At 45.0% G+C, this 17,817-nt stretch carries 11 protein-coding genes; 3 read left to right on the forward strand and 8 right to left on the reverse strand.

Annotation, left to right across the window (positions count from 1 at the left end; translation table 11 throughout):
- Positions 1-199 precede the first annotated feature (199 nt).
- Positions 200-1,207, reverse strand: coding sequence for a potassium channel family protein (locus F752_RS0113700; RefSeq protein ID WP_017732318.1), 1,008 nt, complete (start codon positions 1,205-1,207; stop codon positions 200-202).
- Between the two features lie 534 nt (positions 1,208-1,741).
- Between F752_RS0113700 and F752_RS0113710 the strand changes: the two genes are divergently transcribed.
- Together F752_RS0113710 and F752_RS0113720 are read left to right on the forward strand one after the other, a co-directional pair.
- Positions 1,742-1,948: a hypothetical protein gene (locus F752_RS0113710; protein WP_017732320.1), complete on the forward strand. Its 207-nt coding sequence runs from the start codon at positions 1,742-1,744 to the stop codon at positions 1,946-1,948.
- Positions 1,949-2,737: 789 nt separating this feature from the next.
- The gene (locus tag F752_RS0113720; RefSeq protein ID WP_017732322.1) at positions 2,738-4,453 is read left to right on the forward strand and encodes a glycoside hydrolase family 26 protein; all 1,716 of its coding nucleotides are present in this window, start codon (positions 2,738-2,740) and stop codon (positions 4,451-4,453) included.
- 98 nt (positions 4,454-4,551) lie between these two features.
- Here F752_RS0113720 and F752_RS24195 read toward each other — a convergent pair whose 3' ends face one another.
- On the reverse strand, positions 4,552-7,167 hold the full coding sequence (locus F752_RS24195) for a glycosyltransferase family 2 protein (protein WP_017732323.1): 2,616 nt from the start codon (positions 7,165-7,167) through the stop codon (positions 4,552-4,554).
- 187 nt (positions 7,168-7,354) lie between these two features.
- Between F752_RS24195 and F752_RS0113730 the strand changes: the two genes are divergently transcribed.
- Positions 7,355-8,746, forward strand: coding sequence for a glycoside hydrolase family 2 TIM barrel-domain containing protein (locus F752_RS0113730; protein ID WP_017732324.1), 1,392 nt, complete (start codon positions 7,355-7,357; stop codon positions 8,744-8,746).
- 88 nt (positions 8,747-8,834) lie between these two features.
- Here F752_RS0113730 and F752_RS0113735 read toward each other — a convergent pair whose 3' ends face one another.
- From F752_RS0113735 to F752_RS0113760, 6 genes are all read right to left on the reverse strand, one after another.
- Positions 8,835-11,588 (reverse strand): tetratricopeptide repeat protein, encoded by a 2,754-nt coding sequence (locus F752_RS0113735; protein WP_017732325.1) that lies wholly within the window; start codon positions 11,586-11,588, stop codon positions 8,835-8,837.
- Positions 11,585-12,412, reverse strand: a complete 828-nt coding sequence (locus F752_RS0113740) for a hypothetical protein (protein WP_152425143.1) — start codon at positions 12,410-12,412, stop codon at positions 11,585-11,587. Before F752_RS0113740 ends, F752_RS0113735 begins: the two co-directional genes overlap by 4 nt.
- Positions 12,413-12,502: 90 nt before the next feature.
- The gene (locus tag F752_RS24200) at positions 12,503-13,159 is read right to left on the reverse strand and encodes a hypothetical protein (protein ID WP_017732327.1); all 657 of its coding nucleotides are present in this window, start codon (positions 13,157-13,159) and stop codon (positions 12,503-12,505) included.
- Between the two features lie 105 nt (positions 13,160-13,264).
- Positions 13,265-14,860: a serine/threonine protein kinase gene (locus F752_RS0113750; protein ID WP_017732328.1), complete on the reverse strand. Its 1,596-nt coding sequence runs from the start codon at positions 14,858-14,860 to the stop codon at positions 13,265-13,267.
- A 215-nt stretch (positions 14,861-15,075) separates the two neighbouring features.
- Positions 15,076-16,140, reverse strand: coding sequence for a PorP/SprF family type IX secretion system membrane protein (locus tag F752_RS0113755; protein ID WP_081604575.1), 1,065 nt, complete (start codon positions 16,138-16,140; stop codon positions 15,076-15,078).
- A gap of 2 nt (positions 16,141-16,142) precedes the next feature.
- Positions 16,143-17,817 (reverse strand): gliding motility-associated C-terminal domain-containing protein (locus F752_RS0113760; RefSeq protein ID WP_026135739.1); only part of this gene is annotated, 1,675 nt, incomplete at its 5' end.

Genomic DNA, 17,817 nt, shown 5'->3' on the forward strand with positions numbered 1-17,817 from the left:
ATATTTTGCGAAATAGGAGTTTGAATATCTTTCCTTCAGGATAATTTCCGTTATTATCTGTATCTAAACAAAGGGAAGAAAAGCTTCCATTGATGCTTTTGGTAAAACTCCCCAGTCCCTAGCAGTTCTTGATCAAAGAGTTAGATTTTTAATTTCCTTTCCGGGATGGGGAGATGAGCCACCTATTTCGGAAAAAAAATTAAGTTGGCCAATGCCATCCGGCACTTTTAATTAAACCTAACAGAAGCTTCCTTGTATTATCATTCGCCTCCAGCTTTTGGTAAAATTCTTTTTCCGGGATAATGGGTATTCCTTTTTCGCTTAAGCTGGAAAGCTTTGGTTGTGGGGGTACGTCCTTCGCTGGTGTTATAAAAGCTCCTTTCAGCGTTTCCAGAAAACTATCTACCGACTGTCTTGCAGAAGAAAGGATACTTTCTGCAGGTTTGTGCTGCTCTTCCACTCCAAGTTCAATTAAAAGAATAGCGTCGTAGAGAATGGCTACAGCCATGGGATGGGACTTCTCTACATTAGCCGTGTGGTAGTAGTGCAGAATGGGAAATGCCAGGTGCTGTTCACTAAGGGTTGACAGCTGATTAGTAAGGGCATTAAGCTGAAGTTCGAAACCTCGAAAACTACCCCTGTCCCACTCCTTTTTCACAAATTTTTCTGCTGTGTTCCCAATAGCTGCCACCTGGCTGGAAAATGACCTTTTATTGACAACAGCCGCCACCACCTGCAAAAGGTAAGTAATTGACAGCGTTACAAGGCCCATGCCGGAAAAACCAACCAGGGAAGTTACCACCTGCCATACATCACCATTAGGTGTTAAGTCTCCGTTACCAACAGTGAAAATGCAGTAGCCGACAAACCAGATTATATCCGTTAAATCAGGAATCGTATTGGTATTTGCAAGCAGGGCGGCCCCGGGAACCGAATAAAAAATTAATGTCCAACCAATCCACAACAGCATAATCCAGAATAGCACGGAGGCTATGAGAATAACAGGGCCGGCGAAGTTAAGCAGGCTGTTATCTCTGGGATTGGCAACTGTTCGAAAAGCCTTCCAGATTAAAGTAGTTAGCCTGGAGGTTAATGGACTGGAGTTTTTATCGGCCCAGAGGGTGGTCCATAAAGCTTCTGTAATACTCCAGAGGGTAACAGCCACTCCTATTATAAGAAGCAGTATGTTTATTTCTTTTCCATTCATCCTTTACCTGAACCCCCAGTTTTTCCTGATTGATTTTTCCTGAATTCAGGAGTAGGAGCTTACAGGGGCAGGTAGAACATATTTGTACTGGCAATAAAGAAAACAAAAAAATCTTCTACATCATTTAAAAGGGGTTAATACTCCTAAGGATGTGCCGAGAAAAGTTCAGCTAAACATTCCTTCAGAACAAACAGATATGATTATTGCCAGTTTATATCCGACAGCATATTATGTTGCTGCGGTGGCGGGGTTTGTAGGAAGCTTTGTGGCCGCCAGCCGGCAACCTTCGATCATTGTTCCATTACTATTGCCCTTGCACTGGTTCCTTCCATGACCATTGGGGGTATAGCTGGCGTTGGCGGTGAATGGCATTTTGCCGGTACAGCAATTCTGCAATGGTTAATTGAGGTGGGGCTGTGTCTTGTTTTTTCTGCTCTCGCTTTTTTGCTGAAAAGGAAACTTTCCCACAGCGGTTAAAGTAGGTCATTAGAAGGCCCCTTACTTCCGCCCAAACATTTAACCAACAGTAACGAAATGAACAAAGAACTTCTACGGGCACTACAACAGTATGTAGTAAACCAGGTGCAGTCTTTGAGGCAGTGGATAAAGCCCGCCCCGGAGGACACCCTTCCTGTAAAGGTATTTAAAATGATTTATAAGAGTCTTGCCATTCTAATCCTGCTTGCTCTTTCCCCAGTCCTATGCCTTGCTTTAACTATTGTCTTTCTTGTAGCTCTTTAAAAGGCATGAAAATATTAAAGTCCCCGGTGTTTCTTATCTGCTGCATTCTTTTTGTCCTTCATCAGGTTCCCTGGAAAGGCTTTTCAGTTTCCATCCCTGGGATAGATTCTTTTCTGGACTCTTTTCTGGCCATGCCCCTTATTTTAACCCTTCTGGTGGCTGAAAGGCGGCTATTATTTAAGAGAGGCGAAAACTACCGTTTATCTGGTCTTGAAGTAGGGATTGCTACTTTGTTTATTGCCTTTTTTTCTGAAATTCTGTTCCCCCTATTTTCAGAAAAATTTATCGGGGATTGGTGGGACCTTTTGTTTTATTCCTTAGGCAGTCTTCTTTTTTACTTTACCATTAATCCATTCCAAGGCAAAAGTAGTATGAAACATGAGCAGTAGCTTAGCTACTGCTATTTAATATCTACAAATTCCAGCTGCTCCTTACTGGCTCAGTTCCATTACCCTATTTACATTTAGGATACAGTAGTATTTTCAGTTGAAAACCTGATATAATGAACTGCTACTGCTTAGGAGGTAATCATACTCCTTTATAGTTAGTACTATTTACCCTATCGCAATAACTGGCCGCCTGTAAATTTTAATTCCTCCCATCCTTGCAGAGTTTTTCACGGATTAATAATTAACCATCTCCACTCCATTTTCGTCTTCAGCCTTTTAAAAGTCCTTCAAAAGACTCTCTTGCTGAATGTTAATGATCTACCTAAATCTGAAAAACCCGGAAAAGTTAACTTTTTGCCCCCCTTCTCGATTATAAAAAGAAGTGCAAAAAAGAATTAAAATGAGAAAATTTTTACTCCTGCTCCTTTTTGCTGCTTTTGTAATTGCCTGCCTGGTATGGGCTGTTGATAAGTTTCATACTGTTACAGAAGGACTCCTATCTCCGGAAGAAAAAATTACCCTTCGCATGAAAGAACCTGTTCTGGGTGTTTATTCCCCTTCCGAAAACCTTACTGAAGAAGAAGCTTTCGACATCCAACACTATGGCTTCACCTGGACCTCTCCCCGGCTTTCTGATGGTGATTTACTTAAACTTTTGCCGAAAGAGAAGGACCTGCTGATAACCATAGAATTAAGAGATGAACCATTATGGGGCCATCACTATGGAACTATTTTAAACAGGATAGTGGAAGGCGATTATGACGGGAAAATCCGCAATTTCTGCAACACCCTTGCCACCCGGCAGCAGGAGGTTTATTTACGATGGAACCCGGAAATGGAAGTTCCTGTGCAACTTTTGCCCTGGCAATATCAGCCACCAGGGCGGTATATAAGGGCGTTCAGGCACTTTTCTGCATTGTGTCAGTCTACTGCTCCTAATGTTAAAATTGTTTGGGGAACAGCTGCTTATCCTGGCGCACTTGAATGGTGGCCGGGAGAAGATGTGGTGGATATTGTCAGTATCAGTCCCCTTAGTAAATCAACTATTCTTGCCACCTCCCATCCCCTTAAAGACTCCCTCCCACTCCTCCTCAGGCGCCAGCTCCACAGGCTCAGGTTTATAGATAAGCCTGTTCTTGTTTTGGGTACAGAAAGAATCGGCCAGCGCTCCTTTAATCAGGAATGGCTGGAAAGGCTTGAGCATGAGCTTCAGCCTTTTATGGATCCTTTAAAACAGTCAGCAAATGGAATTACAAAAGCTTCATCCACGGCTAAAGAAAAGAAAAAACCTTCGCTCCTTATTGGGCTATATGATCCGGAAGAGCAGCTGGTTTCCGGGAAAGCTGTTTCTGTGGAGCACCTCTTTACGGACCTGGCAGAACTACGAAGCGGCCGGTTTCGTGAAAAGTTTAAGGAGGTTCTTGAAAGAGATCATGAAGTAGTAGTGACCATGGAGCCATGGAAAGGAGCAGCATACAAAAGAGACCCTGCCGTATTAGCTAAAACGTTGAACGGTCATTATGATGCGGAAATAGAAGAACTGTACAGGGTAATAGCCAGTTCTCCCAAAACGGTTTACTTACGGTGGGCTCATGAAATGGAAATACCCATTGAGCGATATGACTGGCAGAGCCAGGATCCCATCCAGTACATAAAGGCCTACCGCTATTTTGCCAGCTTTTTAGAGCCCCGTCCGGAACACATAAAAATGGTATGGGGCCCTGCAGGAGATCGGGGTTCTCCTGAATGGTGGCCGGGAGAAGATGTGGTGGATTTTATCGGTATTTCCATTTACGGGCTCCCCGATAAAAACATAACCCACCACAAAAAGCAAAATTCTTTTGCAGATGTTTTAAGGCAAAAGTACTATCGGATGCGCTTTCTCAATAAGCCAATTTTTATAACAGAAATGGGTGTTAAAGGTCCCGATGAATTTCAGCAGGTCTGGCTGCAAAATGCGGCGGAAACGCTACTCCAGTATCCTGATATAGTGGGAGTCTGTTATTTTAACCATGCAGATGTTCCTGAAGCCTGGGGTAAAATTGCTCCACCGGACTGGAGTATCAGTGAAGAATCTTTTAAACTTTTTGCCAAAACCCTGACTGATCCGAACTAAAAAGATTTCATGTCTGAAAGGAAGTTTTACAAACACATAATAATTTTTCTTACCGGCTGGCCCGTGTGGTTGTAATCCTTCTAAAGAAGTACTTCAGTTTAAGGCTTTTTGACACTTTTCAGATCCAGTTTTACAGGTTTATTTGAGTAGGGCGCTTGTTGCAGCTTTTCCCGAACAGGCCATAAATCAGCTGTATCGGGGAAAGTCCAGTCAATATATTGGGTGGATGGAGAAGGTCTCCAGTCGGTTGCCCAGTTGTTATCTTTATCGCTGTAGAAAAAAACCAGGGCATAAATCTCCGGGTACAGGTTCTGGATATCATATAAGGCCTCGCTTGTCCAGTCAATCTGGCTTCCTCCATAAGAAGTTGACCCAAACTCAGCAATCATAACCGGCTTTTTCATGATGCTTATCTCTTCAGATGAAGCCATCTTGTAGCGGAACGGTTCATAAAGCGTGGCAAAAGAGTGCCACAACTCATCAGGGGCTGCATTTCCATAGTTCAGCACCGTAAAGCCTAACCAGTCAACATAATCGCCCCCCGGGTAAAACTCCATCATGGTAACCTCTTCCCAGGGATTCCACACCCAAATGACATTTTCCGCATCCTCCTCCCTGAACAGCTCCACCACATAGCGCCAGGCTTCCACATATTCTTCCGGCGTATTTCCGCCTGTAGCAGACCAGGGGTAGTGGGGATTATCAGGCTCATGAGCGAAGCGTAAGAACACGGGTTTTTCCAGTCCGGCTAATTTTTCCGCGTAAGCCTGCAGGTAAGGGTCGAACTTCCCCTCGGTAATTGCCTGCATCACTTTCCTGTTATGCTGCATGGCAGAATCTCCCTCAAACTGAGGAAAAAGGTTTGTCCATGGTTCCCAGGTAATCATAGGAATTGCGCCCTCAGCGTAAACCTGCCGAATCTGCCGCTCAGGAAACTGATGGAGACTTTGCGGCCCCCAAGCCTGGTAAAAAGAGACAAGACTAATGGGAGTGTTTAAATGCTTCTCATATTGATCCACCAGCTGGTCTATGTTTTTACCTTTCCATTCAGGAAGGTAAATACCGGTAAAAAAAGGCTTCTTATTTCTTACTTCAACGGGTACCTGTGCCATAATTTCATATGAAGAGGTATTCCTTACAAATAATATCGTTCCGAAAAGTATCACAATGGCTACGCTAATAATTACCGGGGAGTTGCGGAAAAAACCTGTTATTCTCTGGTGGGTTCGGGCATAACGCTTTTTCACAAGTTTAAGAGAAGGATGCTCAATCGCTTTACTTCTGAAAAAGTTAATGACAGAGGCCATAAATCGTTCCTGCCCGATTATTACGACGGTCCCCATCATTACCACATTAACCAGTACAAAACCTACCATCAGCAGGTTGTAAGGATGCATAAAGGCATTTGATCCATAAACGTAGCGGCTGTAAACAATCGCTCCTAAGGAAAAGACGCAAACCAGGAAGTTCGGCAGGCTTAATAGAAAATTGTTCCGTGGTTTATCATCTTTAGGTGTAGGAATGTAGGGTATCTTCTTCCGGAAAATGGTGTAAAAGAAACCCAGCACGTAAATCCACCATGTCCCTGTCCGAAGGATCCCGCCAATTACGTGGAAGCCTTTCTCATGCTTTTCCAGTAGCCAGCGCTGCGAATACTGCCGGATGAGAAGGGAGGTAAGAAAGAGAGGTGTAAAGAAAAGGAAGAACTCCAGGAGATGGATATTCCATGGAAAGACCGCCAGGCAAATAGCCAGCACCGGAATAAGAATATCTATAAAAGTCACTAATCCATACAGGTAATAAAGAGGTAAGGTAAAGTAGTGAAGCCGCTGCTTCCACGTAAATTTTTTAAAGAGCGGAAAAAAAGTTGTGAACAGGAGCTCGAAGGTACCTCTCGACCATTTAAGCTGCTGTTTATAAAAGGAAGGCAAGGTAGCCGGCACAAGACCTTTACTGAGTACTTCTGGTACATAGACTGATTTCCAGCCTTTTGCATGCAGGCACATGGCCGTATGCATATCCTCTGCCAGCCCAGGGGCGTGGCCTCCAATAGAGTCGAGAGCCGCCCGCCTGAAGGTACAGTTAGCGCCTATGGCCTGAGCCGTGCCATACTGGTTCATGCTCATCATCATAGGTCCGTAGAAGGTGTAGGTTTGCTCAGCGGCTCCGTAGGCAATAATACTTTCTTTCCGGTTCTTATATGCCTGTACCACCTGTACAAAACCAATTTCAGGATTCTGGAAATGAGGAACAACCCTATCGAGAAAGTCCGGGTGCGGGACATGGTCCGGGTCCAGAATCAGGCAAATCTCTCCTGTCGCCTGCCGGAGAGCATTATTAATGTTCCCTGCCTTCGCGTCCACTTTCTCAGTCCTCGTTACGTGCCTGACCCCTAAACGCTCACAGGCTTCTTTCAAAACAGGATCATTCCCTTCATCGCAGAGGTAAGTGGTATGCGGGTACTTCATTTTCTGGATTCCTTCCAGCGTAGCAATAATCATTGCATGAGGTTCCCCGGGACAGGCCGTGGTAAATACATCCACTGTAAACTGCCGTGAAGGGACTGGTTGCTTTGGCACTCCAATACTGTAATAGTGGTACCATTCGTGCAGCATCCGGAGAAAGCGAAACCCCAGGGCAAAAGTTAAGAGCCAGAAGAGTACCGGGTGACCCACATGGTAAGGGTTAATGAACCAGGCTAGAAACAGAACCATGAGAATGCATCCGAGCCAGATTAAAAACCGTATTCTTTTAAGCTCCCTTTTTTTAGGAGGTCTTGCTTGTATAAATGACATGAACAGGGAAAAATGGAATCCTTTAAGATTATTATTAACAATAAAAAGCTAATAGTGTTATTACCCTAAAGACAATCCAACCTCTATTTTCTCTTGGGAGAATCGTATGAATTTTAAAAACTGGCAACAAAAACCAGTCCTTCTGGTCTGTATTATATTTTTTATCTTTTGCTTTAGCTCCTGCCGTGAACGCTCCGAAAAATGGGAAGCAAGTGGCGCTACCGTCGAAGTTGTAAAGACAGATGATGGCTTTCAACTATTGCGCCATGGAAAGCCTTATTTTATAAAAGGGGCAGGTGCTTTCACCAACTTTGAAGCTCTTAAAAAGTATGGAGGAAACTCTATTCGTGTGTGGGATACCAATGATGCCGGCCGCATACTGGACAAGGCGCATGAACTTGGCCTAACCGTTAGCCTTGGGATATGGATGACAAGGGAAAAGGAAGGATTTAATTATGATGATAAAAAAGCCGTAAAGGACCAGCTTGAGCGTATTAGGCGGGACGTTTTAAAATACAGGGACCACCCTGCCCTGCTTATGTGGATTATAGGAAATGAAATGAACAAGAATTCCACCAACGTAAGGATGTGGGATGCTTTAAATGAAGTAGCGGAAATGATTCATGAGCTTGATCCGAACCATCCTACTTCCACGGCTATCATGGACGTTCACTTTCGTTCCATCCGTTTTATTAAAGACCGAAGTCCGGCTGTTGATATTTTATCTATTAACACCTATGGTGGAATTGCCAGCATGGCCGAGGAGATTGAAGAAAGTGTATGGGAAGGACCTTATTTAGTTTCGGAATTTGGTGTAAAGGGTTACTGGGAAACAACTACTACCTCCTGGGAAGCGCCGCTCGAAGACCACAGCAGTGAAAAGGCTCGGTTTATTCAGGAAAAGTATGAAGAGATACTGGAGGACCAGGAAAATTGCATTGGAGCTTATGTTTTTTTCTGGGGACAGAAACAGGAAAAGACCCATACCTGGTTTAGCTTATTTTCAAATAAGGGAGAAAAAACAGAGGCAGTGGATGTGTTAAGCTACCTCTGGCGAGGTCGCTGGCCCCAAAATCTGGCCCCCAGGGTAAAGCGGATCGGTTTACAGGGAGCGCCTGACAATCAAAACCTCATACTGGAGCCGGGAAGTACTTATATAGCCAAAGTTGTGGCCCATGACCCCGATGGAGATTCTTTGCAATATCAATGGGAGGTTTTACCTGAAATGGAGGTAAAAGATGGTGCGGTAGATCGAATAGGAAAGCCCGATTCAATTCAAGGCAGTATCATCACAACAAAAGGCAATAAAGCCCTTGTGGCTACGCCGATACAAAAAGGAGCTTACCGCTTGTTTGTTAATATAAGGGATGGGAAAAATAATTTAGCCACTGCCAATGTTCCTTTTTTTGTTGGAGATCTAAAAACCTACCAGGTATCGGATAAGCCGGAAACGAGGAAGAACTATTTTGAGCGCCTGTTAAATAATTTAACACTTTGATATTACCCTTCAAAGGCCAGGATCATTTGCCTGAATTTTTCACCACTTTCTGCTGCCTTGAATATTCCTGCTGGCAGAGCATGCGAAATTAAAAGTACGCTTTCACCAGTTCCTTAAAAGCTTTTTCCTTCCGGGTCTGCCTGAGAATCGGATCATTTTTTATGTCCGCCCATTCAATCTTGCCGGTCTGAAAAGCCTGCCGGTAAAGGTCCAGAGATTCTTCCTGCTTACCTTCCTGCCCAAGGACTGCAGCCTTTCCGAATAATGCCCAGGCATGGTTCCCATCCAGGCGAAGGGCCTGCTCAAAAGATTCCTTTGCTTCCTTTAGCTTATTTAACCGCAGTTCAGCGAAACCTTTTTCTACCATTAATTCCACATCATTTTTAAGATTTTCATTTAAAGACAAAGCCTTTTTGAGGTCCTGCAGGGCTAAATCATACTGCTGAAAGTAGAGGTAGCTGAAGGCTCTTTCTTTATAGGCTTCTTCATAGGCCGGATCTAATTTTATTGCATGCGAATAACTAAAAACCGCATCCTTCTGCTGGTCATTTGCTACATAAGCTTTTCCCAGCGCAAAAAACACCTCCGGGTCTGAAAGGCCCATCCGGATGCTTTCCTCCATATCTTTAACAGCTCTTTTAAAATCACCTATTGCGAAATAAGCGCTCCCCCTGGCAAAATAAGCTTCAGGATAAAACTTTCTTTCCTCAATGGCATTTTGCAGGCTTTCAATGGCTTCCTTAAATTGCCGGTTTATCAGTTGGGCATATCCCAAGGCATACCAGGCTGCCGCCACTTCCTCCACAAACCGGCCTGAGGCGATGGGAATTTTTCCTTCCCCAACTTCTTCTGCACGTGCAATTACCTGCTGTCCTATGGGAATGTAGCGCCTGAAATTATCAAGGGCTAAACCTTCCTCACCTTTTTTCTGGTAGGCCAGCCCTCTCCTGAACAAAGCGAAAGAAAGGCTGTCGTACTTTACTGCATGCGTGTAATGTTCAATAGCACTGTCGTAAGCCTGGAGGGCAAAAAAAGCATCTCCTTTCCTTAGCCAGAACCTCCCCTCTCCGGGAGCAATTAAAAGAGCCCGGGAGAAGCTGTCCACTGCCTCTCCGAATTTTTTGTTATCCATTGCTCCCTCCCCGCGGGAATAATAGCTTAAAGCCAGCTCCTGAATGCTGTTTTTCTGTTCCTCTTTCAGTCCCAGCCTGCGGGCTACCTCAAAATCAGAAGAAGCTTCCTTTAAATTACCGATGGCGGCATTTGCCATTCCCCGCTGGAAGAAAAAAGATGGTTGCTGGGCGTCTATTTCGATGGCACTGGTAAAAGCCTGTATTGCCTCCTCTTCATTTTTCAGCGCTAAAAGGAGCATCCCTTTTTCAAAGTAAAAAGGGGCTACTTCAGGATTATATCGAATGGCAGCTGTGTAATCCTCCAGGGCACCCTTTAAATCCCCCATCTTCTTTTTTACTTCCGCACGTTCAGGGTAAAAGGCGGCCCTGTTATCCGGATCAGAAAGCAAAAGCGAATAATCTGCTACCGCTTCATAAAATTGTTGTGTTTCAGTAAAAAGGCTGGCCCTTGCTCGTAAGGCCTGAATAAAATTACCATCCAGCGCGATAGCCCTTGAATAATCTTCCAGCGCTTTTTTTATCTCTCCCTGCTGTTCAAAAACTTTTCCTCTGCCATAATAAAAATCAGGATTCGACTGGTCTTCCCTAATCGCCTTGTTATAATCTTTTATAGCCTGTTTATACTCACCCGCCAGATATTTGCTTTCCAGGAGGGCTAACTGCCGGATAATCCTTTCCAGCTTCTCAATTTTTACCTTTAGCTGCTCTTCCTCCGGCTTTAAGCGCAAGGCTTCGGAGTAGAGATTTTTTGCCTCTCCGTACAGCCGGGCCTCAAAGGCTTTATCTGCCATCCTTTTTAATTCAGCAAAACCTGCTTCCGGCCTGCTGATTAGGTTATTCTGGGCCCGGGCCAGCTCCAGTAAATTCTTCCGGAGGTCAGGATGGTCGGGATAAATTTTTCCTGCAGCAGAAAAAGCTGTAAAGGCCTTATCCAGCTGTTCGGCGGCCAGTGCGGCTTCTCCTACTCTAATTTGATGGTTAAAAACAGAATCCTTTTCTGCCGAGCGTGCTCCGCCCCCTACAGGACGAGAGGCGCTTCCGGCTACTTCTTTAGATAAACTTGCAAAGGTGCTATTGCCAGAGTTGGACTGGTCAAGTTCAACATTTCCTTCCGAGGAATTAAAAGGCTCCTGAGGATCATAATAGAGAATGCTGGTGATATAGGTTTTCCATTTACCACCCTCCTTTTCCGCTCGTAATTCAGCTACCCTGTCAACAGCCTTGTAATCAGTAGTATCTTCCTTATGACTTCCTTTGAAAAGGCTGGTATATTTAACTTTTATGTACGGGTAAGAAGAAAATTTTAAATGGGAGGTTTCAAAGTCAGAGAATTCTACTGTAGCTTCCTCTTCTTTTTCGTAGGCCAGGTCAAAATACTTCAGGTAATCTGCCACCGCTTTATCCTGCCTGCTGCTTGCTCCAATGTTGGCGGGGTTTACATTGTCCTCTATGATAGCCGCTTCCGAATAAAAAATCCTGCTTCTGGATTCTGTATAACTATCCCTGATCATCTTCTGGATTTCAGAAGGATTGGCAAGCCCTTTATAAGAAATGACGTTGAGCAGATCCTGGTACATATTCAGTGTTTGCCGGGCCTGGTACGCAATTTCTTCCTGATCCCGCACTGAAAATTGTTGGGAGAAGGATGGAGTGGAAAAGAGCAGTCCCATCCCAAAAATGAGCAGGAAGCAATATTTAAACGCTTTCATATTTCTGGCTGTAAAAGGGTTTCCATATAGGCTTTTTTCTCTGTCGCATTCGCCGGCATAAGCCTGTTAATGAGCCAACCAGCATTTTTTTCCTGTCGCTGAAAATCTTCCACTGTAAAAATCCAGCCGTCTACCTGTAAAAAATGATAGGAAATATCTTCCACTTCCCGGAAGGAAACCTTCTTATTTTGCAGTTCCATTACCAGTTTTGGCAGCTGGTCATCCTGGTAATCGGAAGAAAGATAACCTTTTACTTTTTCAGGGTTTTCAAACACCTTGTTCAGCCCCATAAAATCGGTAGCATGACTCATAGGATTTAAAAAGGCGGTAGAATCTTTGACCGCCGGAGCAAGCAAAAAGTCGGCAAACACCTCTTCTATAACCCATTTACTGCCTCCGTTCTGCTCTTCCTGAACGCTCATCAGCAAAAAGAGCTCCCGCTCTTTTCCTTCATACAATACCGAAGCTTTTACTTTAGCAAACCACTTATCATCATAAAAGCTCAGCCTGAGAGGGTTTTCCTGCTGATGCACCTGTTCAATAAACCGGAGTGCCTCTTCGGGCCGGATGTACGGACTTTGGAAGTTAAAGAGAGACTTTAGCAATTCTTCACGGCTTACTTCTAGCTGACTGTAGTGGTTCGACAGGTATCGCTTAATCAGGGTATTTTCATTATTGAAGCGCTCAAAGAATTCATCGATCTGCTTTACTTCATAAGCAAAGTTTTCTTCATGATCGGCATATAACTGCGCCTGGCTTGCAAATGGAAAACAAAGGAATAAAAGAATCAACACCACCCCGGAAATTACCTTTGTGTTCTTCAATTCTAAAAAATTGTATTTCGTTTTATGAATCATGCTGTTCATCAATTTCCGCCTGTCTGCTAAAGGGCAGAATCAGGCAGAAAATTGCTCCTATTGATCAAACTTGGTTACCACCACTCCAACATCGGAGAGGAAAACATCCCACTTTTGCTGTTGCACTCCATCGGCAGCTTTCTGGTATGGCACTACCATCACTTCAATGTTTTTTTCAGTTACATCGCCATATACCACCTCATTATCCTTAAATCCTTTGAACCTTTGCTGAAGGGTGATAACGCCGTAGTAATTGCCATCGGTACCTTTTTTCAAATCGCTAACGTAGGAAATATCTGTCCAGCTGATTTCAATTTTATCGTACTCCAATAACTTAAGCCGGTTGAGGTAAGCCCTTACTTTGTATCTGTTCCTTCCTTCCGGCCCGGAAACCTCCACTTCCGCATCCTCATTAATAAAAAGATCAACGGCTAATTCCACGGCTTTATTCGCCTCTGCCATACTATTGCTGCGGTCGGAGATAATGGCAAGATAAGTACCTAAATCCGCTGTTTTCTGTAAGGCCTTCTGGCTGTACAATTCAGGATCTATTTTAATGGTAGCCTCTCCGTTCATTTCTTCAGCAGTAGGCGCTTTAACAGAAGGTTCTACCTGAGCAAGAACAGGAAAAGCGGCCCATAATATGAGCAGTCCGGAGAGCAGGAACTTCCACCCTCCTGGCTTTCTGAATTTATTGGTTTCGATTCTATTCATTTCTTAATCTGATCAAAAGCTTCCATCTGGCAGGTATAAGGAGTTCTAAAAGCTGTTCCTTCCAATGGAGAAATCCGGCCCTACTCCACCAGCAGACAAATTGGTTTATCTTTGAGCCTGCATGCTTAAGCGTATTTCAGTAATTTTTTGATTTTCATCCATTTTCACTTCCTCTACCTCTATGGAATGAGGAACCTTGTACAGAAGGTTTAAAAATATACTGGCCGAATATTGATTCGTTTCACCTTCCTTTTCTTCCAGTATTCTGCCTGCCTGCTCGCTAAAAAGAGACATTAAATCTTCTTTCAGAGCTTTCCGTTTTTCCTGTGAAACAGAAGGGTTAGAAATAGTATTTAGCTGGACTTCCAGTTTTTCCGGCATTAAGGATGCTGTTTCTTCTCTGGTGGTTTCCTTCACTCCAGGCAGGGCGCTTTTATGGCTAACATCGTTTCTCCCGGAAGCCTGTACCGAAGACCTGGGCTCTGCCGGGGACTCCTCAGGCTCTTGCATAGGCTGCTGTGGAGTTTTATCCGGTAACTGTTCCTGTTCCTCTTCTGCTAAAGGCTCTTCATTGTTCATAAGGATAGAACCAGGGGAATCAGTTCCTTTTAACTGCCTGTTTTCCATTTCCAGTTCCCTGGCCCGCTTTTCCATTTGCTCCAACTCTTCTTCCAGGGTAGAAATGAGCATAGCATCCAGGTCCTCCTGCTTTGCGGAATTGTTACTCCTTTCCCCACCAGCTGAAAAATGAAGATCATCATTTTTATACGCCCAGAACGAGCTAATGATCAGCAGTAGAAAAACAGCCACGGCAAGGGTATACAGTATAATCTTCCTGGCTGAGCCACCCTTTTCGGTGCTGCTATGGGGCAATTCCCAGCTACCGGCATTCAGGTAATGTTCTGCCCTTGCATGCAGTTCCTTCGCAGTCGGTCTTTTAATCCGCTCTGCAGATAAGCATGCCTGTATTAATCCGCTTAATTCAGTAGAATACTGCTCTGATAGCTTTGCTACCACTCCCTGTTCAGAACTTTCACCTGTTAACCGGGTCGGAGGAAGAGATTGGGTACACATTTGATACATTACCACTCCTAAGGAATAAATATCCGCAGAGGGCTCCATTTCTTCAAACAAATTATTGCTCTCCGGTGGAGCGTAAGCTTCTGTTTCTGAAAGAGCGGAGTAGGTATGGCCAGAATCTTCACCCGTAAGGGCTCCCATATTTAAGTGAGCCAGTAAGAAGATATCGGGCTGGGCAAGTAAAATATTTTCCGGCCTTACCTCCTGGTGCAGAACAGGAGTTTCATGCTGATGTAAGACTTCCAAAGCGGCTCCCATCTGGCTCATGAGCCGGGCTACCTGCCTTTCACTAAAAGATACTTTCTCATCCAGTAATCTTTTCAAAGATCCTCCGGGGCAATAGGGCATTACCAGAAAAGCATATCCATTCCATATATCAAAATGGTTCACCTTCAATAAGTGGGGGTGCGAAAGGGCCTGTGAAGAGGAAAACTCCTGCCGAAGCTGTTCCACCCCTTCCTGTGCCGGCTCTTTTTCCGGGGTATGGATTTTTAGCATGACTTCCACCTCTTCAGCCAGCTGGTCCTTTGCTTTCCACAGCTCAAAAGACCTGGTTTTACTGAGTAACTCTACCAGCAGGTATCGTTCGGCAAAAATATCCTCAAGCTTAAAAAATGGCATAAATATAAATTAATTCAATAGTTAGACCAGAGTGAAAAAACTTCACAAACATTTAAAACTGGTAAAAAGGTTGTTGAGATGCTGCAATCTTCCACCAGGTTTGCTCACTGTTTCTGATTGTCTTTCGCTTTGATTTCCTTGCTTTAACGAAAAAAGAGGTAGAGGGTTTTTAGGGCTCATCAAAGGGTTTCTGCTCCTTACCCTTCGTAAACAGTTTACCTGTCTAGCCAGGGTAAACTGTTTTTGCTTTCCCATGGAAGTTTTCTCCGGTATTTTCTCCTGTAGGGATTCCGATCCTCCTGCCGGCTTGCCCGCCATCCCAGGCTGACTTCAAAACCACTTTGAATTTTACGTAAAGGCTGGCTGGCAAAAGGCATTTCATAGCTGATACCGAACAGCCAGTCTGACTGCACCAGCTGTACTGCCACCATACCGGTTTTATCCTGCGAATAATAAAGTCCCGCGCCAAAATAACCGGCAGACATACTGTACAGGCCTGAGGTTCCTTTTCTAAGCTGCAGCCCCCCCGTCAGGTCATGGACCTGCTCCTGGCTTCGCCAGTAAAAGTCTGATACAACATCAAATGAAGGATTACTATAAAGTCTTATGTGGCTATAACCTACTATTGTTTTTGGCACCACCTGGTCTTCGTTACCCATCAAATAGGTAAAGCTGCCGTTATTTACGTTCGTAAGGGCGCCGCCAATATGGAACAGCTGCTCTCCTTCATAATCTGTGAAGTAGTAAGCCAGCCCCACATTGCCTAAAAATGCCTGTCCCGGATCTTCCGAAAACGCTTCTCCCGGTCCTATGGTCGGGTCAAAGTTCCCGTTGACGAACTGGTTGCTGGTAGTAACTTCACTCCAGTCTACCTTTCTCCAGTAGTAGGATGCCTGCACACCACCAAGCAGGTGGTGCCGACGCGAAAGGGCAGCATCGTAGAGGTAGGTGAGCATTGCTCCTGTATTGGAAAAAATATAAGAGGCACCACTTTCATCGCGGGCCAGACTTAGCCCCAGAGTACCAAAATGGTTATTTGAAGAGGTATACAGGGGGAGCTGACCACTGAGCATATAGGTTCGGTAACCGCCAGTTTCTTCCGAGCCCTGCCGGCGGTAGTGGGCAGTTACCCGGTAATCCTGATTTATGGCCATAGCAGTTGGGGCCGTTAACTGGGGCGTTAACCAGAATCCGCTAAAAGCAGGGAGCTGGGCAAGCGCACCGGTACTGCAAATTACAATGAGTAGCAAGGCACTCAAGACTAGTTGAAAAAATTGCATGCTTATCGAATTAAGGTTACACTCCCTTTTACATCACCATTCACTAAAACAGGGCTTCCGTCTTCATAACTTCCCTCCAGAATCCACACATAAGATCCTTCCGGCTGAGGCTCACCATTGGCACGACCGTCCCAACCCACCATGGTTGCTTCTGCAACATCTTTGGTTTCATACACCAGCCTTCCCTGCCTGTTGTAAATTCTCCAATGTATTTTATCTATTCCTGTAGCATGGAGCATAAAATAGTCATTCATCTGGTCTCCATTTGGAGAAAACAGGTTTGGCAGAAAGGCGATGCGTTCATCCACTCCTTCCCCATCTCCATTTCCTTCACCACCGGTTTCTTCACCTTCATTAATAATGATAATTACCTCATCGGTCGCTGTTAATCCACCATTGTCTGTTACCGTTAAAAGGATATTGTGGGTACCCGTATCCAGCTCAACGGTAGCATTCATTCCTGTAGCTATCTCTTCTCCATTTACGCTCCAGCTATACGAAACAATAGTTCCATCCTCATCTGTGGAAGCAGATCCATCCAGGCTAACGGCTTCCTTTCCATCCATATCGGTATCTGTCAGCGTCTGGTCGTTCCCTGCAACAGCAACAGGGGAAATGTTTTCTGTTTCTCCCCCTCCCTCATCCTCTCCTTCCAGGATTCTGAAAATCACTTCATCCGTGTCAGTCAATCCACCTTCATCGGTTACCGTAAGCACGATGGTGGTAGTGCCAATGCCCAGTTCGGCGGTGGCATTTACGCCAGTCGCTATTTCTTCCCCGTTTATGCTCCAGCTATAGGCCACAATATTGCCTTCCGGATCGGAACTCCCCGAGCCATCCAGTGTTACTATTTCGGAGCCATTAAGGTCCGTATCTGTTACTTCTTTATTCCCTCCTGCATCGGCATCGGGCGCCTGATTGGCCGGCTCATTAATTTTAATTTCCACCTCATCGGTATCCGTCAGCCCATCATCATCGGTTACGGTTAAGACAATTTGCTGGCTCCCGACTGGAAGGGTCACAACAGGATTAACTCCGGTGGCAATAACGGCTCCGGCCAGACTCCAGCTATAGCTTTCAATGGTGCCGTCCTCATCTGCTGATTCTGAACCATCGAGCTCTACCTCCAGCTCTCCCAGCCCGTCCACGTCCGTCAGCACCTGGTCTTCTCCTGCATCTGCTACAGGAGCTTTTTCCGGAGCTTCATGGATAGTCACTGCCACCTCATCGGAATCTGTCAGTCCATCATCATCCGTAACGGTCAAGCGGATAGTATGCTCCCCTGTTGATAAGCTTACGGCAGGGGGTTCTCCGGTCGCTATTTCCTCCCCGTTGATGGTCCAGCTGTAGGAAACAATGGTTCCATCCTTGTCTTTGCTTTTTGATCCATCCAGTTCTATTCTTTCCTGTCCGTCATTATCATTATCTGTTACCTCCTGAGCATTCCCTGCATCAGCTTCGGGCGCCTGATTGGCCGGCTCATTAATTTTAATTTCCACCTCATCGGTATCCGTCAGCCCATCATCATCGGTTACGGTTAAGACAATTTGCTGGCTCCCGACTGGAAGGGTCACAACAGGATTAACTCCGGTGGCAATAACGGCTCCGGCCAGACTCCAGCTATAGCTTTCAATGGTGCCGTCCTCATCTGCTGATTCTGAACCATCGAGCTCTACC

Source organism: Nafulsella turpanensis ZLM-10, from assembly GCF_000346615.1.
Classification (GTDB): Bacteria; Bacteroidota; Bacteroidia; order Cytophagales; family Cyclobacteriaceae; genus Nafulsella; species Nafulsella turpanensis.

Excerpts from the sequence above, each read along its gene's own strand:
- F752_RS0113700 (WP_017732318.1), bottom strand. The coding sequence starts at position 1,207 with ATGAATGGAAAAGAAATAAACATACTGCTTCTTATAATAGGAGTGGCT.
- F752_RS0113710 (WP_017732320.1), top strand. The coding sequence starts at position 1,742 with ATGAACAAAGAACTTCTACGGGCACTACAACAGTATGTAGTAAACCAG.
- F752_RS0113720 (WP_017732322.1), top strand. The coding sequence starts at position 2,738 with ATGAGAAAATTTTTACTCCTGCTCCTTTTTGCTGCTTTTGTAATTGCC.
- F752_RS24195 (WP_017732323.1), bottom strand. The coding sequence starts at position 7,167 with ATGGTTCTGTTTCTAGCCTGGTTCATTAACCCTTACCATGTGGGTCAC.
- F752_RS0113730 (WP_017732324.1), top strand. The coding sequence starts at position 7,355 with ATGAATTTTAAAAACTGGCAACAAAAACCAGTCCTTCTGGTCTGTATT.
- F752_RS0113735 (WP_017732325.1), bottom strand. The coding sequence starts at position 11,588 with ATGAAAGCGTTTAAATATTGCTTCCTGCTCATTTTTGGGATGGGACTG.
- F752_RS24200 (WP_017732327.1), bottom strand. The coding sequence starts at position 13,159 with ATGAATAGAATCGAAACCAATAAATTCAGAAAGCCAGGAGGGTGGAAG.
- F752_RS0113750 (WP_017732328.1), bottom strand. The coding sequence starts at position 14,860 with ATGCCATTTTTTAAGCTTGAGGATATTTTTGCCGAACGATACCTGCTG.
- F752_RS0113755 (WP_081604575.1), bottom strand. The coding sequence starts at position 16,140 with ATGCAATTTTTTCAACTAGTCTTGAGTGCCTTGCTACTCATTGTAATT.